The 25,743-nt window shown below is 39.4% G+C and carries 22 protein-coding genes; 16 read left to right on the top strand and 6 right to left on the bottom strand.

The genetic code is table 11. The features are described from left to right. Positions 1 to 8 precede the first annotated feature (8 nt). Positions 9 to 1,007 carry an SMI1/KNR4 family protein gene (locus FHK89_RS08225; protein ID WP_230658976.1) on the top strand — a complete coding sequence of 333 codons (999 nt, stop codon included), beginning with the start codon at positions 9 to 11 and terminating at the stop codon, positions 1,005 to 1,007. 103 nt (positions 1,008 to 1,110) lie between these two features. On the opposite strand, the gene FHK89_RS08220 is transcribed toward FHK89_RS08225, so the two are convergent. After that, on the bottom strand, positions 1,111 to 2,196 hold the full coding sequence (locus tag FHK89_RS08220) for a PTS transporter subunit IIC (RefSeq protein ID WP_230658974.1): 1,086 nt from the start codon (positions 2,194 to 2,196) through the stop codon (positions 1,111 to 1,113). Between the two features lie 111 nt (positions 2,197 to 2,307). Further along, complete coding sequence (locus tag FHK89_RS08215; protein WP_230658972.1) at positions 2,308 to 3,144, bottom strand: transporter substrate-binding domain-containing protein; 837 nt, start codon at positions 3,142 to 3,144, stop codon at positions 2,308 to 2,310. Positions 3,145 to 3,739: 595 nt separating this feature from the next. Here FHK89_RS08215 and FHK89_RS08210 point away from each other — a divergent pair. From FHK89_RS08210 to radA, 12 genes are all read left to right on the top strand, one after another. Beyond that, the gene (locus FHK89_RS08210) at positions 3,740 to 4,612 is read left to right on the top strand and encodes a 1-aminocyclopropane-1-carboxylate deaminase/D-cysteine desulfhydrase (RefSeq protein ID WP_230658970.1); all 873 of its coding nucleotides are present in this window, start codon (positions 3,740 to 3,742) and stop codon (positions 4,610 to 4,612) included. A gap of 109 nt (positions 4,613 to 4,721) precedes the next feature. Continuing rightward, entirely contained in the window at positions 4,722 to 5,315 is a 594-nt protein-coding gene (locus FHK89_RS08205; RefSeq protein WP_230658968.1) for a 6-pyruvoyl trahydropterin synthase family protein, read from the top strand. A 9-nt stretch (positions 5,316 to 5,324) separates the two neighbouring features. Continuing rightward, positions 5,325 to 5,831, top strand: a complete 507-nt coding sequence (gene tsaE, locus FHK89_RS08200; RefSeq protein ID WP_230658966.1) for a tRNA (adenosine(37)-N6)-threonylcarbamoyltransferase complex ATPase subunit type 1 TsaE — start codon at positions 5,325 to 5,327, stop codon at positions 5,829 to 5,831. 106 nt (positions 5,832 to 5,937) lie between these two features. Then, complete coding sequence (gene mutL / locus FHK89_RS08195) at positions 5,938 to 7,986, top strand: DNA mismatch repair endonuclease MutL (RefSeq protein ID WP_230658960.1); 2,049 nt, start codon at positions 5,938 to 5,940, stop codon at positions 7,984 to 7,986. 115 nt (positions 7,987 to 8,101) lie between these two features. After that, positions 8,102 to 9,232 carry a tRNA (adenosine(37)-N6)-dimethylallyltransferase MiaA gene (miaA, locus tag FHK89_RS08190; RefSeq protein ID WP_230658958.1) on the top strand — a complete coding sequence of 377 codons (1,131 nt, stop codon included), beginning with the start codon at positions 8,102 to 8,104 and terminating at the stop codon, positions 9,230 to 9,232. A 207-nt stretch (positions 9,233 to 9,439) separates the two neighbouring features. Beyond that, complete coding sequence (gene hfq, locus FHK89_RS08185; RefSeq protein WP_230658956.1) at positions 9,440 to 10,012, top strand: RNA chaperone Hfq; 573 nt, start codon at positions 9,440 to 9,442, stop codon at positions 10,010 to 10,012. A 444-nt stretch (positions 10,013 to 10,456) separates the two neighbouring features. Further along, positions 10,457 to 11,485, top strand: a complete 1,029-nt coding sequence (locus tag FHK89_RS08180) for a KpsF/GutQ family sugar-phosphate isomerase (RefSeq protein ID WP_230659046.1) — start codon at positions 10,457 to 10,459, stop codon at positions 11,483 to 11,485. A gap of 62 nt (positions 11,486 to 11,547) precedes the next feature. Further along, entirely contained in the window at positions 11,548 to 12,072 is a 525-nt protein-coding gene (locus tag FHK89_RS08175; protein WP_230658954.1) for a KdsC family phosphatase, read from the top strand. Positions 12,073 to 12,244: 172 nt separating this feature from the next. Then, positions 12,245 to 12,844, top strand: coding sequence for an LPS export ABC transporter periplasmic protein LptC (gene lptC, locus FHK89_RS08170; protein WP_230658952.1), 600 nt, complete (start codon positions 12,245 to 12,247; stop codon positions 12,842 to 12,844). A 154-nt stretch (positions 12,845 to 12,998) separates the two neighbouring features. After that, on the top strand, positions 12,999 to 13,493 hold the full coding sequence (gene lptA / locus FHK89_RS08165) for a lipopolysaccharide transport periplasmic protein LptA (RefSeq protein ID WP_230659044.1): 495 nt from the start codon (positions 12,999 to 13,001) through the stop codon (positions 13,491 to 13,493). A gap of 48 nt (positions 13,494 to 13,541) precedes the next feature. Then, a complete protein-coding gene (lptB, locus tag FHK89_RS08160) occupies positions 13,542 to 14,330 on the top strand; it encodes an LPS export ABC transporter ATP-binding protein (protein WP_230658950.1) in 789 nt (262 codons plus the stop codon). 91 nt (positions 14,331 to 14,421) lie between these two features. Continuing rightward, positions 14,422 to 15,858: a DNA repair protein RadA gene (gene radA / locus FHK89_RS08155; RefSeq protein WP_230658948.1), complete on the top strand. Its 1,437-nt coding sequence runs from the start codon at positions 14,422 to 14,424 to the stop codon at positions 15,856 to 15,858. A gap of 83 nt (positions 15,859 to 15,941) precedes the next feature. Here radA and FHK89_RS08150 read toward each other — a convergent pair whose 3' ends face one another. Beyond that, positions 15,942 to 16,571: a septal ring lytic transglycosylase RlpA family protein gene (locus tag FHK89_RS08150; RefSeq protein ID WP_230658946.1), complete on the bottom strand. Its 630-nt coding sequence runs from the start codon at positions 16,569 to 16,571 to the stop codon at positions 15,942 to 15,944. A 430-nt stretch (positions 16,572 to 17,001) separates the two neighbouring features. Beyond that, positions 17,002 to 18,153, bottom strand: coding sequence for a rod shape-determining protein RodA (rodA, locus tag FHK89_RS08145; RefSeq protein WP_230658944.1), 1,152 nt, complete (start codon positions 18,151 to 18,153; stop codon positions 17,002 to 17,004). Between the two features lie 293 nt (positions 18,154 to 18,446). Between rodA and FHK89_RS08140 the strand changes: the two genes are divergently transcribed. Continuing rightward, positions 18,447 to 19,379 carry a D-Ala-D-Ala carboxypeptidase family metallohydrolase gene (locus FHK89_RS08140; protein WP_230658943.1) on the top strand — a complete coding sequence of 311 codons (933 nt, stop codon included), beginning with the start codon at positions 18,447 to 18,449 and terminating at the stop codon, positions 19,377 to 19,379. 74 nt (positions 19,380 to 19,453) lie between these two features. Continuing rightward, positions 19,454 to 20,113: a hypothetical protein gene (locus FHK89_RS08135; RefSeq protein ID WP_230658941.1), complete on the top strand. Its 660-nt coding sequence runs from the start codon at positions 19,454 to 19,456 to the stop codon at positions 20,111 to 20,113. Positions 20,114 to 20,202: 89 nt separating this feature from the next. Here the strand turns inward: FHK89_RS08135 and FHK89_RS08130 are convergent, their stop codons facing one another. Next, positions 20,203 to 21,780, bottom strand: coding sequence for a M16 family metallopeptidase (locus tag FHK89_RS08130; protein WP_230658939.1), 1,578 nt, complete (start codon positions 21,778 to 21,780; stop codon positions 20,203 to 20,205). A 125-nt stretch (positions 21,781 to 21,905) separates the two neighbouring features. Further along, complete coding sequence (locus FHK89_RS08125; protein WP_442966572.1) at positions 21,906 to 23,384, bottom strand: M16 family metallopeptidase; 1,479 nt, start codon at positions 23,382 to 23,384, stop codon at positions 21,906 to 21,908. A 412-nt stretch (positions 23,385 to 23,796) separates the two neighbouring features. Between FHK89_RS08125 and mnmG the strand changes: the two genes are divergently transcribed. Further along, positions 23,797 to 25,695 (top strand): tRNA uridine-5-carboxymethylaminomethyl(34) synthesis enzyme MnmG, encoded by a 1,899-nt coding sequence (mnmG, locus tag FHK89_RS08120; RefSeq protein WP_230659042.1) that lies wholly within the window; start codon positions 23,797 to 23,799, stop codon positions 25,693 to 25,695. Positions 25,696 to 25,743: the final 48 nt, after the last annotated feature.

The raw sequence follows: 25,743 nt of genomic DNA, 5'->3' as shown, positions 1-25,743 counted from the left end.
ATAAAACAATGAGTTATATAGAAGAAGTCGCCCAAGGCAAATGGTATCGACCTGAGCTGGTAAAAGGCTATAGTGAAGATGAAATTAAACAAATAGAAGCACTTTATAGCATTTGTATTCAAGGAGAGTTTAAACAGTTTATGCGCTGTATGGGACGCTCTTCGGGTGGTCTATTAGCAGAAGATAGTATAATGCTATATAACTTTCAGCCAACAGCACATATGATTATTTATAAATCCTGTAATGATCAGCTTTTATATTCTAGTGGTTATGATTTTTCCTATAAAAACTCTTTTTTCTTTGCACATCTTTCAGAGACTCATCTATATTTTTTAAAAACAACTTCTGATAATCCTGATAGAGTCTATCGTTATATAGAAGGTTCAGAAGATATATCAGATACAGGTCAAAATTTTACTGAATTTTTAAAAGGTGTGGTGATACATTATGCCCATAATGGCTCATGGATTTTGCAACACCGTTATACTGGAGAGTTATTACCACAATCAACCCATATTGGTGCAGAATATGTAGACGATTATCTAAACAAACAACAGGCTTATATTAATGAATTAATCAAAATTCATCCTAACCGCCACTATGATATCACCCAAATCAAAGGCTTTAGCTTAAGTGAAATATCAGCATTTGAACATGTTTATGAAATTCAGATTACTGGACAGCTTAAAGACTTTATGCACTATATGGGGCGGTCATCTGGTGGGTTACTAAGTGATGATTTTATTTTTTATAATAAAATGAGTTTAATAGAAAAAGTATATTATATTGACAGTGTTTTAGAAAACACATGGAGAGACCCAGATAATTATAGCCAAGACGATAGATGTTTTATATTTATGACTTATAAACGAGATAATCATTTCTTTTTAGTGACCAATCGTAAAGATGCAGATATGGTGCATCATTATAATAGCTATGACCAAATTTTAGCCAAAACAGGTAAAACCTTTTTAGAGTTTATCAAAGAAGTGATTAAATATAGCTAGATGCTAGGACTGGCTTATAAAGAGGTATTAAAAAAGGCGGATAGTTATCCGTCTTTTTTAATACAAGCAAAAGTAATCAGTCTTATAGCAACAGCAATAAAAACTAAGGCAGTTTCATATCGCCATCAACCAGCCAGCCAAAACGGCGCATTAATGTTGCCACGCTCCATGCAATCAGCGCAGGTAACACAAACATCAACAAAATAATGGCTAGCCATAGTTGACTGCTGCTCATCAAATCTTGTGATGCCTCAAGTACACCAAATACGCCAACCAATCCTGCCGTACCCATACCAGCACCTGTAGCTGTACATGCCAGACCAAAACCAACCGTTGCAATTGGACCAGTAATAGCACTGGCAATCACCGCAGGTAATAAGATAATCGGTTTTCTAAATACATTGGGTATTTGCAGCATACTGGTACCTAGCCCTTGTGAGATAAGCCCACTGACACCATTGTCCTTATAACTGGCAACGGCAAAACCGACCATTTGCGCCGCACAGCCAACCACCGCCGCACCACCTGCAAGTCCACTGAGCCCAATGGCAATACAAATGGCTGCACTCGATGTTGGTAAAGTTAATAATAATCCCACCACCACCGCAATGATAATTCCCATTAATAAAGGTTGTAACTCCGTAGCGGCTTGTATACCTGTACCAACCATATTGACGGCGGCTATCACAGGTGGGTTGAGTAGGGCGCATACCAATAAAGACACCACACATACGGCTAATGGTAGCAGTAAAATATCCAACTTGGTTTTGCCTGCGATTAGACTGGCGACCCGATAGGCAAAAACGGTGGTTAGGTATGCCCCGATAGGGTTGCCAGGAATGGCTAAAAAGGTTGCGGGTGCACCTTGTTGAGGAGTAAATAACGTGCCTGCCATTAATGCTTCAGAATGTGCCCCAAGCATACCTGCTACCAAGCAGCTTAGCATCACCAGTGTCGGTGCTTTTAGGTAATAGGCTATACCAACACCGATACCTGCACCCATCAAAATGCTGGCAAGTTTGCCAATGTCTTTTAGATAGGGCAGTCCTAGCCATTGTCCTATTTGTGAGATAATAAGCCCTGCAATAAGGGTCACAAATAAACCCAGTGCCATACCAGTAAAAGCATCAATAAAATATTTTTGGAAAAAGGCGCGCACACGAGTGTTGGTTTGACTTTGGGCGGTCATAAGATTGCCTTATATAATATATATATAATAAAGGTTAATTAAATATTAACGTACTTATACCAATATTTAACTTTGACATTTCTATTATAGTGGATAAGGTAAGCTTATGCCTTAAAACCATTTATCATAGATTTGTTGATAAGTGCCATTTGCTTTTATATTTTCAAGCCCTGTATTGACTTTATTGATTAAATCATCCTTACGATTTTTATCAAATGCAAAGCCATAATCTTCTGGTATTGCATTTGGGATAGTAGATATTTGTAGATCAAAGTTTTTGAGCTCCTTATTATAATAGCGTAAGACAGGTTCATCTGCCATGGAGTACATCACCTTTTTTTGTATGACCGCTTCAATACCTTTGTAAGGGGAGGCAACATGAATAATATTTTTATGATCCATTTTGAGTTGATTGGCTAATATATCATCAGAAGTGGTATTTGCTTCAACAGCGACTTTATGCGTTTTTAACATATCAAAATCTGATATTGGTGGTGTGCTTGGTAATGCAATAATTCCTTGAGTAGAAGTGAAATAGGTGTCACTAAAATCTATCGTTTGTTTACGCTCTTCAGTAATGGATATTCCTGCTGCGACCATGTCATACTTGCCTTTTTTAAGTCCAGTTAACTGATCTTCAAATGGTGTCATAATATAGGCAACATGAAAATTTTGATCAGCAGCAATGGCATTGACAATGTCTATATCAAAGCCAGTAATTTTACCTTCATCATCTCTAAATTCAAAAGGTTTGTAGTGTTTGTCAGTAGAAACAATATATTCGGGTATCGTCAGCTCACTATTGGTTGTATTGTTTTGATTTGATTTTTGCTCTGTTGTATTATTTTGTTTGCTGGCTGAATTAGAAGCATTTGAACAAGCAGTGAGGGTAAATACTAAGATGGAAACAAAAGAAGTTACTGTTGGTATATAACGGATAGAAGACATAGAAATTATTCCTTGATAATATATTTTAGAACTTATGCAAAAGTACGATATTTATCTTAATAAAGTGGCGAGCAATTTTTACGAAGCCTCTAAAACTACGTACAGCCAGCGAGTAAATGATTACCCGCCGCTAATAATCTATGAAACTGCGTAAGTCCTATATTTTTATTAGTATTTTAGGTTAGTTGTAACTTTTTAATACTAAAGATAAATTTTTAGTTATATTAAAGTAACACAAAATATTATTGGCAGATTGTCTCTTAGATATAAAAGGAAGATATATTGGATAAATGGTTTACAGATGTAAGCTAAAATAATAGAAGGGAGAAATATAAAAAATGCTGCATTTAACTATATTACTGAATTGCTAACTTTTAGTGCCAAAACGCAGTAAAAATAAAGTATGGTCATTAAATGACAATACACATCAATAAAATATAGCCTGTCTGCTATAAATCCACCCCGGTGTTTACCTCGCTAGATGTACTACGTGTACTATCTGCGCTCGGTTGCCTTGAAGTGAAATTATATTAGATTGACTATAGACAATCAGAGTAGAGAATAAAAGACTATAACAAGGTGAAAATAACAAGCTATGTTTACTCAGTACCTTCCAACCAACTATCAGCACATTGCCTTAGTAGACGGTATTGGTATTACCATTAAACGCATTGATCAGGTACATCCTTATATTTCGGGTAATAAATGGTATAAACTTAAATATAACTTACTAGAAGCTAAGCGATTAGGATACACGCATCTGCTTAGCTTTGGTGGTGCCTATTCCAATCATATTTATGCGTTGGCACATGCTGCCAAAGAATATGGTTTTGCTTGTATTGGTATTATCCGTGGAGAAGAGCTTGCAGACAAGCCATTAAATCCCACATTAACCAAGGCACAAGAGCTGGGTATGGATTTACAGTTTATTAGTCGCCAAGAATATCGGTCTAAACACACACCTGAGTTTATGAGTAAATTACAAACACATTATCCATCTGCCTATATTATTCCTGAAGGGGGTACAAATGCGTTAGCCATCAAAGGCTGTAAGGAGATTTTAAGTAAGCATGATCAAAACAACTATGATGTTATTGTGTGTGCAGTGGGGACAGGTGGTACATTTTCTGGGTTAATTAATGCCAGTAGTGAGCAACAAAAATTACTAGGATTTGCGGCATTAAAAGGAGATTTTTTAACCGCTGAGGTACAAAAATGGACAGATAAAGACAAGCAAAATTGGACAATATATGAAGACGATATGTTTGCTGGCTATGGCAAATTTAATGATAAGCTGCTTAACTTTATTGCCAATATAAAAGCACAGTATGATCTACCACTTGAGCCAATTTATACAGGTAAGGCATTTTATCGATTACTGGCAATGATTGAACAAGGTAAGATTGCCGCAGATAGTCAAATATTATTTATTCATACGGGTGGGCTACAAGCATTTTTGCCTTATTAACCATAATGAATCATATCATCATTGGTTTTGCAAAATATTAATAATATCTAGCTGGCATCGGCTTTGTTATAATGAACCTAACTTTATTAAACATGATTTATTATCAACTATGCGTATCCGCAAATTATTTAAATTCGAAAATGCTCATATTGTACGTAACTGTAGCTCAGATCGTTGTAAGCGTTCTATTCATGGGCATAGTTATCAAATAGAGCTTATCTTAGAGGCAACCCGCCTTGATCATGGGCAGATGGTGTATGATTTTGGTTTATTAAAATCCTCTATCAAAGATATCATTGATAGCTTTGATCACGCCATTTGTTTTTGGAACAAAGATGATCCTGAGTATATTAAGGCGTGCAAAACATTTAGTGCTCGTTGGATAAGTTTACCTGTATCACCTTCTGCCGAGCAGTTCTCTCGGGTGATTTTCTTTTGGGCAGATGCAATTTTGCAGCAAACCCAGATGCAAAATGGTGAAGCAGATGTGCAGGTGTATTCGGTGATTGCTCATGAGACTGCCACAGGTTATGCGCAGTGTTTTCGAGAAGATGTTTATAACGAGCAGATGGGTCAACTTGAGCTAGAGAGCTTTGAATTTAGTGAGCAAATTAAGACGGAGTGGCATGACAGTCAGATGTATGACAAACTCATCTTAGGTCAACCATTTATTAACCCCAGTGTAAAGCAGCAAGTTTTATAGGTAACCTTAATGGCACAACAATCCATCACTTTAACCCTACACTCAGAAGCAGATACACAACGATTGGCACAGTATTTGGCAAATTTAGATTTGTCAGGGAGTGTATGGTTATCAGGAGATTTGGGTGCTGGCAAGACCACGCTGACACGTTATTGGCTACAGGCATTGGGGCATCAAGGAGCAGTCAAAAGCCCGACTTATACCTTGGTCGAGCCTTATACAATGACGCAAATAAATAGTGACGGTCAAAGCCTAACTAAGTCTGTATATCACGCTGATTTGTATCGTTTGCAAGACCCAGAAGAATTATCTTTTATTGGCTTTGATGAATATCTTGATGATGCCACTGCATTGGTGATTATTGAGTGGGCAAGTCGCGCGGATGATTATCTGCCACCACCACATCTATTTATTGACATACACCAAATTGATGACAATCAGCGTCAAGTCCGTTTGCAACTAAGCAAAATAGGTGACTCTGTTGGTATGGATTTGTCAGTATTACAGGATTTTTAGTAAATTAGCTTTAGCGATTGTGTTGTGATAAACACATTATCTAAGTTTATTTCTTATTTTTATCTTCACTCTTTTTTTATGCAAAAAGCTGAAATAAGCCCTTTTTATGACCTCTTTTAATACAGTAACAAATAATATAGCAACCCCTCCTTCTTCTTTGGCAACTGAAGCTAGAATCAAAAAACTACCACCACTGTTAATCAATCAATTGGCGGCAGGTGAGATTGTCACCCGTCCTGCCTCTGTGGTAAAAGAGCTGATGGAAAATGCCATTGATGCAGGCGCAAGCGAAATTGAGGTAAAAATAACTCAAGGTGGCATGGGTAAAATCGAAGTCAGTGATAATGGTCATGGTATTCACCCTGATGATATGGTGATGGCGGTGACGCGACATGCCACCAGTAAAGTAGCCGATGTGGCACAATTGCATGGTATCCAAACCTTGGGGTTTCGGGGTGAAGCATTGGCTTCAACAGCAGCAGTATCACGGTTAACCTTGATAAGCTGTCATGATGAGACGGGTATTGGTAGGCAATTGACCGTCGTTGGGGTGATTGATGATGAACCACAGATAGCTCCCGTACTGCATGCTCAAGGCACGACGGTGATTGTCAAAGATTTGTATTTTAATGTGCCTGCCCGTCGGGGTAATTTAAAATCCATTGCGACTGAATTTGCGCATATAGAATCAGTCGTACGTGAACTTGCATTGGCAGTCAGTCACATGACAGTGAGACTTTGGCATGATGATAGACAGCGTTTTTGTTTTGAGGCGGTGCAGGGTAATTTAGACATAAGTCTAGATTTAAGTTTAGCCACAACTGGACAATCAAGTATGAGTCAACAGGCTTATAAGCAGGCTGACTTGTTACAAAGTGGCTATATACAGCAAATATTGGCACGATTATCGTCCATTTTTCCACGTCAATTTCGTGAAAAGTCAAGTTCAAGTTCAAGTATTGTGCCGCTACATATTGAGTTAGCAGGATTGCTTGAGAACATAGCAAGCTGTGACACTGATTCAGTCAGTGAAACAACAAAATTTGTTGGTATTAGGGGCTTATTTTTGCCACAGATACATCATGACTGTGGTGAGATGCCGAAGCTTATTTACATCAATGGACGTTTGGTAAAAGACACACATATCGCGCAGCAGATGCGAGAGTCTGTGACTAAAAGTGGATTATTATCCACAACGTCAAAGGTAGCGGATAACAAGACACACATCGACAATTATGGTTATGTTTTATTTTTTGCGCTGCCTAATCGCTGGATTAATGTCAATGTTCACCCCAGTAAGCAAAGAATAGCCATACAAGCATTGCCCAATGTCTTGGCACATTTAGACGTGATGATCACCGCTCAGTTAAAGTATTGGTATGAGCAGTGGCAACAACAACGCACCCAACAACTGACAGCTAATGTAACTAATATATCTAGCTCATCTAAAATAGATAAGCCACAAAATAGCTGGCAAGCTCAGGTAAATGAGTCAAGGCAGCATTATCATCTAGAGAAGATGAGAGAAAATAAAGACATAAAAAATCGTAACGATGATAACTATAATAGTGCTGATAAGGACAGCAATAGTCATACATCTGTATCTGTATCAATTAACAATAGCCTAAATGATGCCAAAGACATACATTCTGCTGTCCTAGCCATACCTCGCTGTCTACAGCTATTATTGCCACAACAGTATTCACAACTAACACAGGTGAGTGGTTTATTTCAAAGTGCGCAAGGCAGTAGCATCGTTAATTTGCAAGATTTGCAAGAATTTTTGATGAGGTATACTAAATATGATGAGCCAGAACAGCGTTTTTCATGGTTTTATGAGATAGAGCAGATATCAGATACTCAGATGGCATTGAGCATTGAGCGTATTAACCAATATCTACAAGAGATTTTTATTGATGTTTATCTGAATCATAATCTCAACAATAAAGATACAGAAGATAAAGAGATAAAAGGGTTAAGTAACAAAAAGTCACGTAACAACAAAGTAAGTATTAATAAATCAAGTATTCATGATAGTAATGAGAAAAATATATTTGTTTATTGGCAAGATTTTATCACTCAACATGCGGTGGCTAATATCAATCAGTCGCAACTGATAGCGTTGTTATTAGCAAATGATAATAGTATTAATTAAACTTGTTTGCCTTTTGTGGTGCAATGCTATTAGATTGACCATAGTATTTAAATAAATCATAAGATATTAAGACAAAAGATAAAATGAAAATAAGATTGAGACGAGACTGGTCAGTATGTCTAAAACCAAAATAAATTCTTTATTAGCTGATAATAGCGTCATCTGTTTGATGGCACCTACTGCCAGTGGTAAAACAGCACTTGCCTATGAGCTATATGATACAGGCAGATTTGAGTTGATTTCTGTTGATTCTGCTTTGGTTTATAAAGACATGAACATTGGTACAGCCAAGCCATCACAGCAAGAGTTACAGCAATATCCCCATCATCTGGTTGATATTATTGATCCAACCCAGCAGTATAGTGTGGCAAACTTTGTTGATGATGTGCAGTGTTTAGTACAGCAAATCCATGAACGTGGTAAATTACCACTGCTGGTCGGTGGTACGATGATGTATTATATGGCACTGTTTCAAGGGCTATCCAACATCCCTGAGACGGATCCTGTCATACGCCAAAAGGTAGAAGAACGGGTACAAACGGATGGAATTGAAGCATTATATGGCTATTTGGCACAAATTGATTCCAATATTGCACAGCGGTTGCAGCCGACGGACACACAGCGTATTACCAGAGCAGTTGAGGTATATATGCAAACGGGTAAACCTTTGAGTGTATGGCAAAACTCTCCCAAAAAAGCATTGGCGGATAATCCCAAGCAGCAGTGGCATGGCTTGGCAGTACTACCAGATAGAGCGTGGTTGCATAAGCGCATTGCACAGCGTTTAGAGATTATGTGGCAACAAGGACTGGTAGAAGAGGTGATTTCTTTGTTACATAAATACCCACTTCTACAAGATAAGCCCTCTATGCGTTGTGTGGGATATCGGCAAGTGATTGATTATCTTTATAAGATAAACCATCCTGCTGTGCTACAATTTACTAAAATAGGGGAAGATAAACGGTCTATTTTACCCGATAAAATAAGTATTTACTCAACAATTAGTATAGATACTACATTTTTAGCACCAAACTGTAACAGTAAGCAAAAGGACTTGGCTTGTCAAGATATGAAAAATCAGGCATTATATGCAACTAGGCAGTTAGCAAAACGCCAATATACTTGGTTGCGCAAACTCAATAAGCTTGATTGTTTTTCGGGTTTGGTTGAACAAAAGCAAAAAAACAACATAAGAATATTGAATAGTTTACAACAAGTACAAGTACTAATGGACAACAGTAATTAAAATAATAAGTCTAAATAACTAATACTAAGTATGATAAATCTCATGGTTTCAAATCTCTGATACAAATGGTTTATTATACTTAATACTTACCTGATGATTTATTTCAGGAATTAACAAAATAGCCTTTTTATTACTATTAAGCTTAATCATTTTATTTAAGTCTGTGCTAGTAGCTTGCTATTGGTACAATACTTTGGAGAAATACTCATGTCAAAAGGACAAACACTTCAAGATCCATTCTTGAATTCTTTACGCAAAGATCGTATCCCTGTTTCTATATTTTTAGTTAATGGCATTAAGCTACAAGGGCAAATCGAATCATTTGATCAATATGTGGTATTGCTAAAAAATACTGTGAGTCAAATGGTGTATAAACACGCCATATCTACTGTCGTACCTGCTCGTAATCCACGCAGTGCAACATCTGGAGCGCCGGTTGCTGGTGGGATTCAAACTGGTGGCGGTTATGGTGGCGGCTATGGCGGTACAGGTTTTGAGCGCAGTGGTGGTATCGCTCCTGGTGGTTTTGAACAAGGCGGTTTTGCAGGTAATCGAAGCGGCGGTTTTAAACGTGGTGGCTTTGCTCAAGACCGAGGTGGTTTTGGTTCAGACCGAGGTTTTGGCTCTGATAGAGGCTTTGCACAGCAGCGTGGCTTTGCAAGTGAGAGAGGATTTGAAGATAGAGGTTTTGAAGAGCGAGGATTTGATGCACCAAAACCCTCAATGGACAAAGCTGACTTTGATGACAATCAAGATGATGATTATACAGGTAATAACTAGACTGCTAAGCACTAAGCAGACAGACAGTCACTTACTTACTATAAACTATAGACTATAGACTGGTATGTTAATATGCATCATTGATGTTAGGTGAGTTTATTGAGTATTATCCTAACATGACCAATATCAATGAACCATAGAATGTACCACAGTAGGCAGCGTTTATTTGTCTGTTTTTACTAGCATTTTTACTTATTAATAACAATATTTTAGCTTTTTAGCTTAGCTTTTTAATAATAACGTTTAGTATGAGTATCAATGCTATTACTTAACAATTGCTATTTTCTTGAATTGTATGGATATAAAACCTGTGCTAGCCGCAGGTTTTTTGTTATCTATTTTTTGTGCATGACCATTATTTAAGACATAACATTATGAAATGATGGAATAGACTGATGAAAAGTGAGTGTGATAATGACAAACAGTAATGAAGAATCAAAGACAATGGTTGTAAATCATGGTAGTGGTAGCATAACTCAGCCATTACAATCATCTTTGTCTGATGATCAATTTATTACATTGGCAGAGTCCGCTATACGTACAGAGCAAGCAGCGTTAGATCTGTTGATCGGGCAATTAGATGAGCGTTTTGTTTTAGCCTGTCAGCTGATTATGCAGTGTCGTGGACGTGTGGTGGTTACTGGTATGGGTAAATCTGGACATATTGGACGTAAAATTGCCGCTACCTTTGCCTCTACTGGTACCCCTGCATTTTTTATGCACCCTGGTGAAGCTGGGCATGGTGATTTGGGTATGTTGGTGCCAGGTGATGTGTTGCTTGCCATCTCAAATTCAGGCGAGTCTGACGAAATTAAAACCTTGTTACCTGTCGTGAAACAGCTCAATATTCCACTGATTAGTATTAGTCGTGATAAACGGGGTATGCTACCAAAATCAGCAAAGGTAGCATTGACTTTGGGTGCATTTGAAGAAGCTTGTCCACTGGGTTTGGCACCCACCTCTAGCACCACAGCGACTTTGGCGTTAGGTGATGCCATGGCTGTGGTATTGGTACATGCACGAAACTTTACTTCTGAAGACTTTGCTTTGTCACACCCAGCAGGTGCATTAGGGCGTAAGCTGCTAATGCGGGTGGCAGATTTAATGCACAGTAAGGAAGAGGATTTTGATTTACCTAAAGTAACTGCTGACTCGCTGTTGCATGAAGCTTTATTTACCATGACCAATGGGCGGCTGGGTATGACCGTGGTAGTCGATGATGATGACAAGGTTATTGGCATATTTACGGATGGTGACTTGCGTCGTGGCTTAGAAAAACAAATCGCACTATCCACACCCATGCGCGATATCATGACTGCCAATCCACAGCAAGTCAGTATGAATATGCGAGCGTCTGATGCGCTAAGTTTGATGAATGAAAAGGCGATCAGTCAATTATTGGTACTCAATGATGAGAAAAAGTTAGAAGGAGTGATTACGATTCACGACTTATTGCATGCTGGTGTTAGCTAGTTTATCAAGATTTTGTATGTAGTATTATTATTTTATAAAGTGTTATATATGCGGGGATAGATATGCAAGATTTAGTCAAAGCAGCAGGGCAAGTTAAAATGTTGGTATTGGATGTCGATGGTATTTTATCGAATGGTCAGATTATCTATGATGCCAATGGGATTGAAACGAAAGCCTTTAATGTACAAGATGGCATTGGTACCAATGCCTTAAAAAAATATGGCATAAAAACAGCGATTATTACTGGGCGCAGTAGCCCGATGGTGGATAAAAGAGCCAAAGAGCTTGGTGTTGAATATGTGGTACAAGGGCGAGATGACAAACTGGCCGCTCTTAAAGAGTTACTCAAAGATATGGATTTGCAGCTAGAAGATTGTGCTTATATGGGAGATGATCTTCCCGATATTAAAGCATTGCAATCCGTGGGTTTTGCTGCAACCGTACCCAATGCGCATAAAGAGGTATTGGAGCGGGCGATGATGGTGACTTCTCGTGCAGGTGGTGCAGGTGCAGTACGTGAAGTATGTGACTTGATATTAAAAGGTCATGGTGTATACGAAGATTTTATTGCGCAATATGTGTTGTAAGATACATCATATAATTTATTCAAGATAATGATAGCATTGTTACAAGAAAAGCAAGCAAGATTGACAACGTAATAGACTTGAGTCAGTACTGATTATACAAATGATGCTATTTAGGTATTTTAGATTTATACTTACGCATTGTAATTGTTAAGTTTGGCTTATTGGAGCAATAGTGAATACACGAGTTTTACTGGTTTTTGCATTGGTGGCGGCTATCTTGGCATCTTGGCTATATAAAGAGCAAGGCAGTCTAGATAACCCTATTGCAATTGCTTCATCAAATATTGAATATGAAGCCACTGATATTAATGCGCTACAAACCAATGCTTTAGGAGAAGTAGCGTATTTGCTCAAGGCAGATAAGCTGATACATTACACTGATATCAATACAGACGAGCTGGAAAATATCAGACTCAATTGGCGTTCTGATCAGCAGCAAAATATTCAATTACGGGCAAAGCTTGCCAATATTAATCACGAGACGGGTGACATACAGATGACCCAAGATGTGATTTTAGTGACTCAACATCCCACCCCAACTGTCGCTAATAGTAATGTTGCTCACATACCTCTTAATTTAACCGCTACAGTATTAAATGGCAATTTACAACATAAAACCCTTTATAGTGAGCAGCCAGTGATAGTAACTCAAGGTGACAATCGTTTTGAAGCCAATAGTTTTCGTACAGATTTACAAACAGGTGAGTATGAGTTTGATCAAGTTGCAGTCACCTTTCAGCCACCATCACGACAGGATACGGCGTTATTTTAAGAGATGTTGAACTTTCATGGTCTAATTTAAGACTCACCGTTAATTTAAAGATCATTTCCATTTTAAGAGTACTGTATTTATGTGCAATCCAATTGCAAATTTTCAATCGGCAAAATACATTGCCTATCGTCTGGGCTGGTTTGGTGTCTCATTAATGGGATATTTATTGGGGACAGGCTTTGTCACACCAGCCAATGCACTGCCTTCTGATGCCAATCAACCGATTAAATTATTGGCTGATCAAGCCACTTATAGTGAGCGCACAGGGGTGACCTCTTATTCTGGTGATGTGGTGATTACTCAAGGCACGCTTAAACTAACTGCTGCTAATTTGACCGTTAATTTATCGAATGGACGTAGCATTGAAACTGCCATTGCAAAAGGTAGTCCTGCAACCATGCAGCAGATTGTTACCCAAGAAAAGGGACTGGCAAAAGGGCAGGCAAACGAGATTATTTATAATGCAAAAAATGGCATTGTTACCTTAAAAGGAAATGCTCGCTTGACTCAAAATGGTGCAAGTTTTGCAGGAAATGTGATTCGTTATAGCCTCAAAGTGGGTGATGTAGAAGCGACCGCAGGTGGTAGTCAGCGTGTTGAGTTAATCTTCCCACCCAATGCTCAGACCAATCGTCAAGGCATTCGTTAGCTTAAGTGCTTTGTGGATGCATTACCTATCTTTGTTTGAGTTAGATGTATGAATAAAAATGGAACATCAGAAAAATTAGTCAGTCAAGATACACTGGCAGGTGAATCAAAGCCGCTAACCTTATCAATGCATAATATGGCAAAACGCTATGGTAAGCGTTGGGTAGTAAAAGATGTGTCTTTTGCGGTTTCGCAAGGGGAAGTTGTTGGTTTGCTAGGGCCAAATGGGGCAGGTAAGACAACCAGCTTTTATATGGTGGTTGGTTTGGTGAACTTAGACAAAGGTACAGTGGTACTGGGTAATAAAGATTTATCTGTATATGCCATGCATGAGCGTGCTCGTGCGGGCATTGGCTATCTGCCACAAGAGGCTTCTGTATTTCGTAAACTGTCTGTTGAAGATAATATTTTAGCAATTTTGCAAACTCGTAAGGATTTGAATCGCCAGCAGCAAAAGCAGGCATTAGATAAGCTGATTGATGAATTTAATTTATCACATGTACGTCACTCACTGGGTATGAGTGTCTCTGGTGGGGAGCGTAGACGTTGTGAGATAGCACGAGCATTGGCAGCAGATCCAAAGTTTATCTTATTAGATGAGCCTTTTGCAGGTGTAGATCCTATTTCCGTGGGAGATATTAAAGCGGTGATTACTGCCCTAAAAAATAGAGGCATCGGGGTATTGATTACGGATCATAATGTGCGTGAGACATTGGCAATTTGTGAAAAAGCGTATATTGTGAGTGAAGGGGCGATTATTGCAGAAGGTACACCACAAGATATCTTGGACAATGAGTTGGTTAAAGAGGTGTATTTGGGTAAGGATTTTCAAGTATAGGTCATGGTGTATTTCGTACAATATGAATCTGTCTTGAGTTTAACAAAAAAATAGTAATTGTTGCTAATATTTCATCATATTAAGTATAAAAATGGCAAAAAATAAAAGTAGTTATGTCTGTCAAAACTGTGGTGCACACTTTGGCAAATGGTCGGGGCAGTGCTCAGACTGTGGTGAATGGAATGCTTTAGTAGAAGCACCAAACGTCAGTATGCCACACCATAATCATAATAAATCATCTAAAAAACCCATTGCCGCCAGTACCCCATCGGCAGCAGGTCACCAAAACTATTCTGGTGCACGTAGTGGCGTGATGCCATTGCATGCGGTGAGTATTGCTTTGGATACACGTTTACCAACAGGTATCAGTGAATTTGATCGTGTGTTGGGTGGTGGATTGGTTGCAGGCTCTGTAGTATTGATTGGCGGTGATCCTGGTATTGGTAAATCTACTATCTTGCTACAGACAGCCACTAATATGGCAAAAGTCGATTCACTGGCAGGTAGTGCGCTATATGTCACAGGGGAGGAGTCATTATCGCAAGTGGCGATGCGGGCACAGCGTTTGGGTTTGCCTGCAGATCAATTACGGGTACTTGCTGAGACCAATGTGGAGACAATTTGTGCAGCTTTAACCCAAGAGCAACCTGCTGTGGCTGTGATTGACTCAATTCAAACGATTTATACCGATGCCATTAGTTCAGCACCAGGAGGTGTGAGCCAAATAAGAGAATCTGCAGCGATGCTCACTCGTTATGCCAAGCAAACAGGTACGGCGTTGTTTTTAGTGGGGCATGTGACTAAAGAAGGCACACTGGCAGGACCGCGTGTGCTTGAGCACATGGTAGATACAGTGTTGTATTTTGAAGGACAAGCAGATTCACGGTTTCGTATGATCCGAGCGGTTAAAAATCGCTTTGGTGCGGTCAATGAACTGGGTATTTTTGGTATGACAGATACAGGGCTAAAAGAGGTCGCCAACCCATCAGCCATCTTTTTAAGTCGTTATGACAAACCAATTGCAGGTTCAGTGGTGATGGTCAGCCGTGAAGGTACACGACCATTGTTAGTGGAAGTACAGGCTTTGGTAGATAATTCACAAGGGCAACCAAGGCGTATGGCTTTAGGGCTGGATCAGCAGCGTTTGGCAATGCTATTGGCAGTGATGCATCGGCATGGTGGTATCCATACCAGTGGACAAGATGTGTATGTCAATGTGGTGGGTGGGGTGAAAGTTATGGAGACAGGATCTGATTTGGCAGTATTATTGGCATGTGCCTCAAGTATTAAAGCAAGGGCACTGCCTTCGCATTTGGCTGTGTTTGGTGAAGTGGGATTATCTGGTGAGATTCGTCCTGTGCCTAATGGACAAGAACGGCTAAAAGAGGCAATGAAGCATGGGTTTACTCATGCCATTGTACCCAAAGCCAATGCACCAAAAAGCCAAATGAGTCAGTTTAAAAACATAACGATAATTACGGTAGATCGTTTGGATGATGCCATCGAGCAAGCCTTTGAGTTGTCATAAATATTAAACATTATTCATAAAAAAAGACCATTTAATAATGGTCTTTTTTTATGGTTATTTTATGGCAGTATTAAACAGTCAAATTAAGGGCCACTGACTCTTTCAATAGTGACGTTACCAGTACCACTTTGTGCTAATCCAATTTGTTTGGCTGCACCATAAGATAAATCTAATACACGATTACCATGGAAAGGCCCGCGATCATTGACTTTCACGACCACACTTTTACCGTTAGATTTGTTGGTCACTTTGACATAGCAGTTAAGTGGTAATGAGCGATGTGCAGCAGTCATGGCGTTCATATTAAAGGTTTCACCACTGGCTGTTTTACGACCATGAAACTTACGACCATACCAAGAGGCTAATCCTGTTTGTTTAAATTTGCTCACACTATTAGAAGCGACGGCTGTCAAACGCTCTAATACATCTTCATCATTGCTGATGGTTGAGGTGTCTTTGGCAAGTAGGGGGCTTTGTACAGCTAATGACACAGGCTGGCGCGCCTCTTTAACAAGGCTGGATGCATTGTCATGTTGGCGCGATAACTCACTAAGTACCCGATCGATATTGGGAGCTGATGTTGAGCTAGAAAGTAAATCAGTGGTGGGACTGGTCAATTCAGCGGCTTGCGTCGCAGTACTAATACCAGCAATAGTTGAGCCTACCATCATACAGGTTGAGAATAAAAACAGTCGGGAGCGTTGCTTCTTCATAAGCACCTCTTAATTAAAATTTAGATTATCTACTAAGCCAATGTTAAAATTTGCTAAATCATTATTTAAATAAAACACATTTTTTCAGCTTAGTGATATGTCTATTTTTTTACAGTCTTTGATACAGTTAAGTAATGCTATAAGTTTAAGCTTATAGAGTCAAAATGATATCTTATATACCTTGTTGTATACTTGCTTTAGTCTGGGTCTTAAATAACCATCAAATCATAACTATCAAAAAATAAACAATATTTATTTTTAAATTGCTAATTATGGAAAATTTATACAAAACTCTGACTTTAAGTAATATATAGGGTACATCAACTTTAATTTGATTACAACCTTGATACAAATAATGTCTTCATTGTGGTAACTTTAGGGAAATATTTATTTAATAAATAGGAGGTATAACTAAGATTTAATCTGGCTGTTAATTATTATGGGTATAGATAGACATTAACAATCCAAAACCAGCCAATAGGGTAATAACGGCAGTTCCGCCATAGCTGATGAGGGGGAGAGGGACACCAACAACGGGCAAAATACCACCTACCATGCCAATATTAACAAATACATAGACAAAAAATGAGATGGCAATAGCACCACCAAGAAGTCGTCCATAAGTATCTTTGTGGATAAGCGCAATATAAAGTGAACGCATTAATATACACGCATATAAAAATAATAAGACACAAACCCCAATCAAACCAAACTCTTCAGAGAAAGCGGCAATGATAAAGTCTGTGTGACCTTCTGGTAAAAAGTGTAGATGAGATTGAGTACCTTCTAAGTAACCTTTGCCTGATATCCCACCTGATCCAATGGCTATTTTTGATTGAGTGATGTTCCATCCTGTACCCAGGGTGTCAGATTCAGGATTTAATAGTGTTAATACCCTTTGTTTTTGATAGTCATGCATCAAAAATTGCCATGCTCCCCAAACCATAGGTATCATCATAATGATTGCTGAACCAATTAACCACCAAGGTAATCCAGCTAAAAATAACACAAAAATGCCACTGGCAGCCACCAATAGCGAAGTGCCCAAATCAGGCTCTTTGGCAATGAGTAATACAGGCAATGCGATAATAATAAGCGTTACGACAATGCTTACAATATTGGGGGGAAGATCTCGTTTGGATAAAAACCACGCACAAATCATGGGCATACCAAGCTTCATAAATTCTGAGGGTTGCACACTACCAAAGCCAGGAATACCTATCCAACGCTGAGCCCCCATACGTACTTCACCAATCCTATCTACTAAAACCAGTAGAATTAATCCTGCCACATAAAAAAATGGGGTGAACAGTTTATAAATATGTGGTGGTATTTGTGCCATGGCAATCATCACCGTAAAGGCAATGCCATAACTGACAACTTGGCGAATGACCATAGACATATCTTGGGTAGAGGCACTGTATAAAATAGCGAGACTCATAAAACAGACGGTGAGTAACAATAAAGTTAGCCACGGATCTATATGAATACGTTCCCAAATGGTAGGTGTGTTATCTTGCCCAAAATGGTGCGAATGACGAGAAAAGCGATATTGTTGTGATTTTAAAGAATTAGATGACATAAATACTAAGGCTGGGTTATGTTGATTTGTGTTGAATTTGTGGTTAGTTTAGCGTGCATGTATAAAATTTGATAGTATCTAAGCGTATTTTTAACATCACAGAAGCATAAAAGGTGTGAATATTATTATCAATCAATGATTGTGTAATACCTGCTTGCATTTTTTAGACACTATTGCATTGCTGAATGCAGGAGATGTGGTTAAGATATTTGTATCACAAAATATGAGCGCTATTCTAGGTAAGTTCATTGCTATGAAAAGTCAGATAAATCACCAATTTGGTTACTAATATAATGTCAAAATTTTCTCGCTTTTACAGTTTTCCCCTATGTTTATTGATTTCATCTGGTATCACTTATGGTGGCATGTCTGCTAGTGTGGCAGAAGTGGTGTTGCAGCAAGAGCAGCAAGTACGTAGCAGCCAGAGCAGTCATCAAAACACAGTGAACAATACTAATAATATTCCTAATAATAATGCTAACAATGTGGGTGCTTATACTCAATTTGGTACAAAAGACAATTTAAATAGTCTGATCGATTTAAAACAACGCGCGTTTGAGCAAGATGTATTGGCACAGCAACAAGCGCATTTGGTGATTGAAGAGCAACGGCGTATTAATAGACGTCCACAATATCCTAATGCTGGCAGTACGGGAATATTAGTTGATGAGATGGATTTTAATCGTTGGCTGAATGCGTCAGTGGAGCGTAGAAATTCGGTTGCTCGTTATCGTGAGTATTTGGCGGCACAATTGGGTAGCTATAATGTGCCTCCGATGCAGCAATTATTGACCACTGCCCGTAGTTGGGCGCAATGTGGCTATGAGCCTTATCAGCTACCGCCAGAATATTTATGGCCTAATATGATTAATACGTTACGTTTATATGCGGTATTAAGACAACAAGGTATTTTGCCACCGACCACCCAAATTCGCTCGGTTTATCGTTCTCCAGATTTGAATGATTGCGCAGGCGGGGCTGCCAGTAGTAAGCACATGACTAATGGAGCGATAGATATTTGGGTGCCTGAGTATGAGGGTAATGAGTGGCAGATTAATCAGATGCAAAATAATTTATGTGATTTTTGGGGTTATCAAGGTCAGTATTATGAGTTTGGATTGGGTCTTTACTCTACTGGCTCTATCCATATTGATACGCAAGGGTATCGAAAGTGGGGCAGTTCACACTCTAGTGCCAGCTCACCATGCCGCTTTGACTATCAATAATGGTTAAGTTTATAATACTATGAGTAAGTGTTTATATAATAATTTAATATAAATAAATATTGGATAATAAAACTGTGATTCGTATAAATATATTTTTAATAATAGTACTGGTTGGTGTTGTTATTAGTGGTTGCAAAGAGGAGAAACAAAGCATCCAAGCTCAAGATTCTGCGACTGTAGAGGAAAGTAAAAAAAATAAGCAGTTTTATTATATTGATGGGGTGAATTTTAGTAGTAAGACGGATAAAGAGATAGGTAATAAGAGCGTTAAGTTACGCTCTACAGTGATCATGACGCAACCTGTGCAACCAGTATCACAAGCTCATATTAATGCAGATGCTGTACAAAAGGCACGTATGATACAAGAGAGTTTGAGTAATACGCATGCTAGAGAAGCAGCCAATTTTAAAGATATGTGTCCTAAACTATTGGTAAAAAGTGTGGATAGCAATAAGATAGCACGTCATGGCGAGTTATTAAAAGATAAGTATTGCGATTATTATATTTACCCATTTCCGAATGATCGTATCAATGTTTTAAGTAATGGGGTAGCGTTAAAGCGTTATATCGTGGAGCCCATTCAGCATAATTTTGCTAATGGCAGTTATTTGGTTGAAAAAGCAGATAAATACATCATACGGGTAAAAAGTGAAAAGATGCAGCAAAAACCAATTAACTATGACATTATTATTACCATAGAAGATGAGGGACAAGAAGATAATTCTGAAACTTAATCTATATCTAAATATTAAAAAAGAGCGGTTTAGTATGGGTAAACCGCTCTTTTTTTATTTTCTATCTTGCTATTTTTTAGTGCTGTCTTTTATCTTTTACCGTCTATCTCAGTAGAGCTTTGAGAGTTTTGAGGTGTTGCTTTTTGTGCAGCAGCAGACTTAGTTGGACTACCCACAGTCACAATCAAGAACTCATCAGGGGTTAAAGTGGTGTTGAGTGCGGTATTGATGGTCTCTGTATTAGCGGTATCAATACGCTGAGTATAATTAGATAGATAGCTGTCTGGCAATTGATAAAAGTTCATCATACCAATGGTCGCATTGATACCTGCATTACTGGCATAACTCATTGGAAAGCTGTTTTTCATATTTTCTTTGGTCAGGGCAACCTCAGAGTGAGTAACCCCTTTATCAAGGGTATGATTGATGGTATCAAGGGTGGTTGCTATGGCATCTTCGGCTTTGTCATTACGGGTAGAAAAGCTGATGGTGTAGGGGCCTTTTGTTAGCATTGGTGTCATGTGACCATAAATACCATAGGTATAACCACGCTTTTTGCGTACTTCTGTCATTAAGCGTGCGTTGAAATCACCACCAGCCAATATGTCATTGCCAATACTAAAGTTGGTTTGCTGTTGCAGTATTTTAGGGTCTGCGCTACGCTGCTCACCAATTTGCCCAATGATTACTGTGGTTTGGCTGCTATCAAAAGGAATGTCAATACGCTGTGCTGCGCTCAGTGGGGTGGGTGTGGGTAGTGCTGCCGCTTTTTTACCCTGAGGTAGTATGGCAGTTAGCTGATTAGCTACTTGCTGTGCTTGTTTTAGTGTCATATCGCCAGTCATGGCAATACTGGCATTGCTTGCAACCAAAAACTGCTGCCAAAATTGTTGTAAATCCGCTTGGCTTATACTCGGTACTGTCTCTAATGTACCTGAGGTAGGGTGAGCATAAGGATGATCTTGATATAATGCCTGCATAAACGCTTTACCTGCAATGCTACCCGGATCTTGTTGCTGCTGTTGTAATCCTAACATAAGCTGTGCTTTGTTACGCTCTAAAATTTCACGGTCAAATCTTGGTGTTTTTAGCATGTCCTGCATCAGCGATAAGGCAGGATCAAGATGTTCACTATCAGACAAGCTACGCAGAGATATGGCAAACATATCTTTATATGCACCTGCACCTAAGTTAATACCAAGCTGTTCTGTGGCAGCAGCAAACGCATTTTCATCCATTTTGGCAGTACCTTGACTCAGCATGGTTGCTGTCATATTGGCAATGCCAAAACCATCATCACGTATTGCTGTATCTCGGGCACTGCCTGCATTGAACTTGAGACTAATGTCAACGATGGGCAGCTCATTGGTTTGTACAAATGAGACAGGCACGCCATTATCAGTGGTAAAGTGTTGTATTTTTGGAAAAGTAGGGTTTAGTTGCTCCGTATTTTTAAGGCTTTGTAGTTTATCTAAAGCTGCAATAGGCATACTGCTATCAATAGGTGTAGATCCTCGCTCTTCAATAGGCATGGCAATGGCAGTGGTAGCAGCAGATAAAGCAATGGCAGTTAATGTAGCGGCTAAAGCATGATGATGGTAAGATTTTGTCAGTGTTATGGAGCAGGTGGTAGCAGAAGTTATGTTGGTTTTTTTATGAGTACGCATGGTAATCCTTATAAAAATTAGAATATGAAATGGTATAACGAGCGTCATTTATTAGGTTGATACAATGTTATTGCGCTTTGAAGCTTAAAGGCTTCTTTTAATCATCAGGGTTTATTTGTTGACGTTCATTTAGTTTCGTTTTTACTTTCATCTTTACCTTCAACTTCATCTTTACCTTCTGGTACGATGTCCATCACGGTTAAATTATTTTTTACCAGATATTTTTTTGCTACAGCTTGTAGTTGTTCTGGGGTAATTGCAGAGATTTTATCAGGCAGTTGATTAATAAGACGATCATCTAGCCCAATGGATTGCATTGAACCAATCATTTGTGCTTGCCCACTGACACTGTCTTGGGCATAAACCAATCCAGCCACAATACTGGTACGAGCACGTGCCAATTCATGCTCACTAATAGGCGCAGTTTTTAAGCGTTCAATTTCTGTTAATATGGCAGCTTGAGCTTGCTCTAAGCTCACACCTTCACGCGGGCTGGCTTGAATTAAAAATAGCCCATCGCCACGATCAAAAATGTTATAAGAAGCACCAATAGAGGCTAATAGTCCTTGCTCACGCACCAGTTTAGATTCAAAACGTGCAGACAGTCCACCATCTAAAATATCTTGTAGTAGTGCTAGGGCATAAGCGGTATCTTCTGTACTGAGTGGCTTATTTGTATCAGGGTTATTGATAGCAGTGGTAGCGGTGCTGGTTAAGCTAGGTACGTTATATGCCATTAAGATGACAGGTACATTGACTGCTTCTTTAATGGTGGTGTGCTGATAGCCTCGAAATGCTGATTGTTGTACTGATGGACGAGTGGGTAGCTTACTGGGAGCAATACTGCCAAAATAGTGTTTGACTTGTGCCAGTGCTTGTTTGGGATCGACATCGCCAACAATGACGATAGTGGCGTTGTTGGGTGCATACCAAGTTTTGTACCATTGTTTTAGGCGTTCAAGTTTTAGTGATTCAATCTCATGCATCGGGCCGATCACAGATTCCCCTTTGGGGCTATCTGGCATGGCTAACAGATTAAATTTCTCAAAAGAGCGGGCAATGGGATTGTCATCGGTACGTTGGCGGCGTTCTTCCATCACCACTTGGTGTTCTTTAGCAAATTCATCAGGATTAAAACGCAGATTTTGCATACGATCCGCTTCTAGCTCAAGTGCTAATCCCAATCGATTGGCAGGGAACATCTCATAATAGCCAGTATAATTATAACTGGTAAAGGCATTATTACTACCACCAAACTTCGCAACCAAACGATTAAAATCATCACCTGAGACGGTGTCAGTGCCTTTAAACATCATGTGTTCAAGCAAATGTGAGATGCCACCTTCATCTTCAGGCTCATCAGTTGCACCTACTTTATACCAAATTTGGCTCATGACCACAGGTGCACGGTGGTCTTCTTTGATGATCACCTTGAGTCCATTATCAAGCTGATATTCATGACGGTTATTGTCATCTGTTATTTGAGTCTTTTGCGATGTTGGTATGACATTTGTAGCTGGATTTGTGGCAGACGCTGAGTTAGGCAATTGTTGACACCCTGCTACTGTTAACATACCAGTACTTAACACGGTGAACGCTAACATTTTAATTTTGTCAGAGGCATTTTTTTGTGATGTATGGTTAGCGTTGATTTTAGTATTGGCAGTTTGATAAGGCTGGTTAAAAACAGCAAGCTTGGTTGTCTTAGTCATATTATGTACTCTTATTAGCATGTTTAGGGTTAATAGAAAAAAATTGGTTAACAAAGTGAATAAATGTTGCAATCATCAAATACAGATCAAGACATAATAAACACTTATCTTTAGGTTTAAAATGATAATTATGGTTGTTGGCTGTAAATTTTATCAGCATATTTAAAAGTTAACGCGTACATTTTTTGTTATAATCGACAAATTTTAGACCTATTTTTGATCGCATACAAGTGAGACAGTGATGGTAAATACAATGCAGCCGCAACCACAATTACAGTCACAAGCTAAGCAGCAAACAAATCACATGACCTATCCTAAACAATATGATGTTGTTGTTATTGGTGGTGGTCATGCAGGCACAGAAGCGGCTTTGGCAGCAGCTCGTATGGGGGCGCAGACGTTATTATTAACCCATAATATCGAAACACTGGGGCAGATGAGTTGTAATCCTGCCATTGGTGGTATTGGTAAGTCACATTTGGTGCGAGAAATTGATGCATTAGGCGGTGCGATGGCATTGGCAACCGATAAGGCAGGTATTCAGTTTCGAGTGCTCAATAGCCGCAAAGGGGCAGCCGTACGTGCTACTCGCGCGCAGGCAGATCGTATCTTATACAAAGCTTCCATTCGCCATACGCTAGAAAATCAGCCTAACTTGGATTTATTCCAACAAGGTGCGGATGATATTTTGGTCGAAAATGGTAAAGCTTGTGCTGTGGTAACTGCTACAGGGATTGTGTTTCGTACCCGCTCAGTGGTGCTGACCTCAGGTACGTTTTTGGGTGGAGTGATTCATATTGGGTTGCAAAATGCCAAAGGTGGGCGTGCAGGCGATCAACCTTCAATCAAATTGGCTGAACGTCTGCGTGAGCTAAAACTGCCTGTGGGTCGTTTGAAAACGGGTACACCTGCTCGCATTGATGCCAAAACCGTTGATTTTAGCGTGATGACGCCGCAGCCGGGTGATACGCCACTGCCGATTATGAGCTTTATGGGTCATGTTGATATGCATCCTCGGCAGGTGGACTGTTATATCACTCATACCAATGCAAAAACGCATGATATTATCCGTCAGCATTTAGACCGTTCGCCTTTGTTTTCTGGCAAAATTGAAGGGGTAGGGCCTCGTTACTGTCCCTCTATTGAGGATAAAATTCATCGTTTTGCTGATAAAGACAGCCATCAAATCTTTATTGAGCCTGAAGGCTTAACCACACATGAGCTGTATCCTAATGGTATCTCCACCAGCCTGCCATTTGATGTGCAGCTAGAGTTTATCCGTACTATGAAGGGTTTGGAGCAAGCACATATTACTCGCCCAGGTTATGCCATTGAATATGATTATTTTGATCCACAAAGTCTTAAGCCGACACTAGAGACTAAGTCCATCGAGTGTTTGTATTTTGCTGGACAAATTAATGGCACCACTGGCTATGAAGAGGCGGGGGTACAAGGGCTACTTGCAGGGGTTAATGCTGCCTTATCTACTCAAGATAACCCTGTAATGGATACATGGACGCCACGGCGAGATCAGGCTTATTTGGGCGTGTTGGTTGATGATTTAATTACTCATGGTACCAAAGAGCCGTATCGAATGTTTACCAGCCGTGCTGAGTATCGCTTGCTGTTACGTGAAGATAATGCTGATCAGCGTTTGACGCCAATTGGGCGCAAGCTTGGCTTGGTTGATGATGTGCGTTGGCATGCCTTTGAAAATAAAATGGAGTCCATTGCCAGCGAATCGGCACGTTTACAAGCATTGTGGGCAACACCAACCAATGAGCTGGGTCAAAAACTAGCAGAACAGACCAACGAGGTATTATCTAAAGAGTCTACTGCCTATGATTTACTTAAGCGTCCACAGATAGGCTTTGCTGATATTGCAGCAATTACTGATTCAGATGTTGATACGCAGGTAGGTGAGCAGATTGAAATCTCGGTAAAATATGCTGGCTATATTGAGCGTCAGCAAGAAGATATTGATCAGATGAAACGCCTTGAGAGTACACCTCTGCCAGTAGATTTTGATTATTCCGCTGTATCAGGGTTATCAAATGAGATTGTGCAAAAATTGCAGCAAGTACGTCCTGCTACTTTGGCGCAAGCAAGTCGTATTAGTGGTGTGACGCCTGCTGCCATTCAGCTACTTGGTATGATGCTCAAAAAACATCGTAAGGCACAAGCAGCGGTGATGACGCAGTAAGCAGTCATAAGTATAATGGTCATAAATATAAGGTGCATTAAATTAATA

Source organism: Psychrobacter sp. I-STPA10, from assembly GCF_021012795.1.
GTDB lineage: Bacteria > Pseudomonadota > Gammaproteobacteria > Pseudomonadales > Moraxellaceae > Psychrobacter.
The sequence above is the reverse complement of the archived record's forward strand: the minus strand, read 5'-3'. Positions and strand labels throughout refer to the sequence as shown.

Excerpts from the sequence above, each read along its gene's own strand:
- FHK89_RS08225 (WP_230658976.1), top strand. The coding sequence starts at position 9 with ATGAGTTATATAGAAGAAGTCGCCCAAGGCAAATGGTATCGACCTGAG.
- FHK89_RS08220 (WP_230658974.1), bottom strand. The coding sequence starts at position 2,196 with ATGACCGCCCAAAGTCAAACCAACACTCGTGTGCGCGCCTTTTTCCAA.
- FHK89_RS08215 (WP_230658972.1), bottom strand. The coding sequence starts at position 3,144 with ATGTCTTCTATCCGTTATATACCAACAGTAACTTCTTTTGTTTCCATC.
- FHK89_RS08210 (WP_230658970.1), top strand. The coding sequence starts at position 3,740 with ATGTTTACTCAGTACCTTCCAACCAACTATCAGCACATTGCCTTAGTA.
- FHK89_RS08205 (WP_230658968.1), top strand. The coding sequence starts at position 4,722 with ATGCGTATCCGCAAATTATTTAAATTCGAAAATGCTCATATTGTACGT.
- tsaE (WP_230658966.1), top strand. The coding sequence starts at position 5,325 with ATGGCACAACAATCCATCACTTTAACCCTACACTCAGAAGCAGATACA.
- mutL (WP_230658960.1), top strand. The coding sequence starts at position 5,938 with ATGACCTCTTTTAATACAGTAACAAATAATATAGCAACCCCTCCTTCT.
- miaA (WP_230658958.1), top strand. The coding sequence starts at position 8,102 with ATGTCTAAAACCAAAATAAATTCTTTATTAGCTGATAATAGCGTCATC.
- hfq (WP_230658956.1), top strand. The coding sequence starts at position 9,440 with ATGTCAAAAGGACAAACACTTCAAGATCCATTCTTGAATTCTTTACGC.
- FHK89_RS08180 (WP_230659046.1), top strand. The coding sequence starts at position 10,457 with ATGGTTGTAAATCATGGTAGTGGTAGCATAACTCAGCCATTACAATCA.
- FHK89_RS08175 (WP_230658954.1), top strand. The coding sequence starts at position 11,548 with ATGCAAGATTTAGTCAAAGCAGCAGGGCAAGTTAAAATGTTGGTATTG.
- lptA (WP_230659044.1), top strand. The coding sequence starts at position 12,999 with ATGGGATATTTATTGGGGACAGGCTTTGTCACACCAGCCAATGCACTG.
- lptB (WP_230658950.1), top strand. The coding sequence starts at position 13,542 with ATGAATAAAAATGGAACATCAGAAAAATTAGTCAGTCAAGATACACTG.
- radA (WP_230658948.1), top strand. The coding sequence starts at position 14,422 with ATGGCAAAAAATAAAAGTAGTTATGTCTGTCAAAACTGTGGTGCACAC.
- FHK89_RS08150 (WP_230658946.1), bottom strand. The coding sequence starts at position 16,571 with ATGAAGAAGCAACGCTCCCGACTGTTTTTATTCTCAACCTGTATGATG.
- rodA (WP_230658944.1), bottom strand. The coding sequence starts at position 18,153 with ATGTCATCTAATTCTTTAAAATCACAACAATATCGCTTTTCTCGTCAT.
- FHK89_RS08140 (WP_230658943.1), top strand. The coding sequence starts at position 18,447 with ATGTCAAAATTTTCTCGCTTTTACAGTTTTCCCCTATGTTTATTGATT.
- FHK89_RS08130 (WP_230658939.1), bottom strand. The coding sequence starts at position 21,780 with ATGCGTACTCATAAAAAAACCAACATAACTTCTGCTACCACCTGCTCC.
- FHK89_RS08125 (WP_442966572.1), bottom strand. The coding sequence starts at position 23,384 with ATGTTAGCGTTCACCGTGTTAAGTACTGGTATGTTAACAGTAGCAGGG.
- mnmG (WP_230659042.1), top strand. The coding sequence starts at position 23,797 with ATGACCTATCCTAAACAATATGATGTTGTTGTTATTGGTGGTGGTCAT.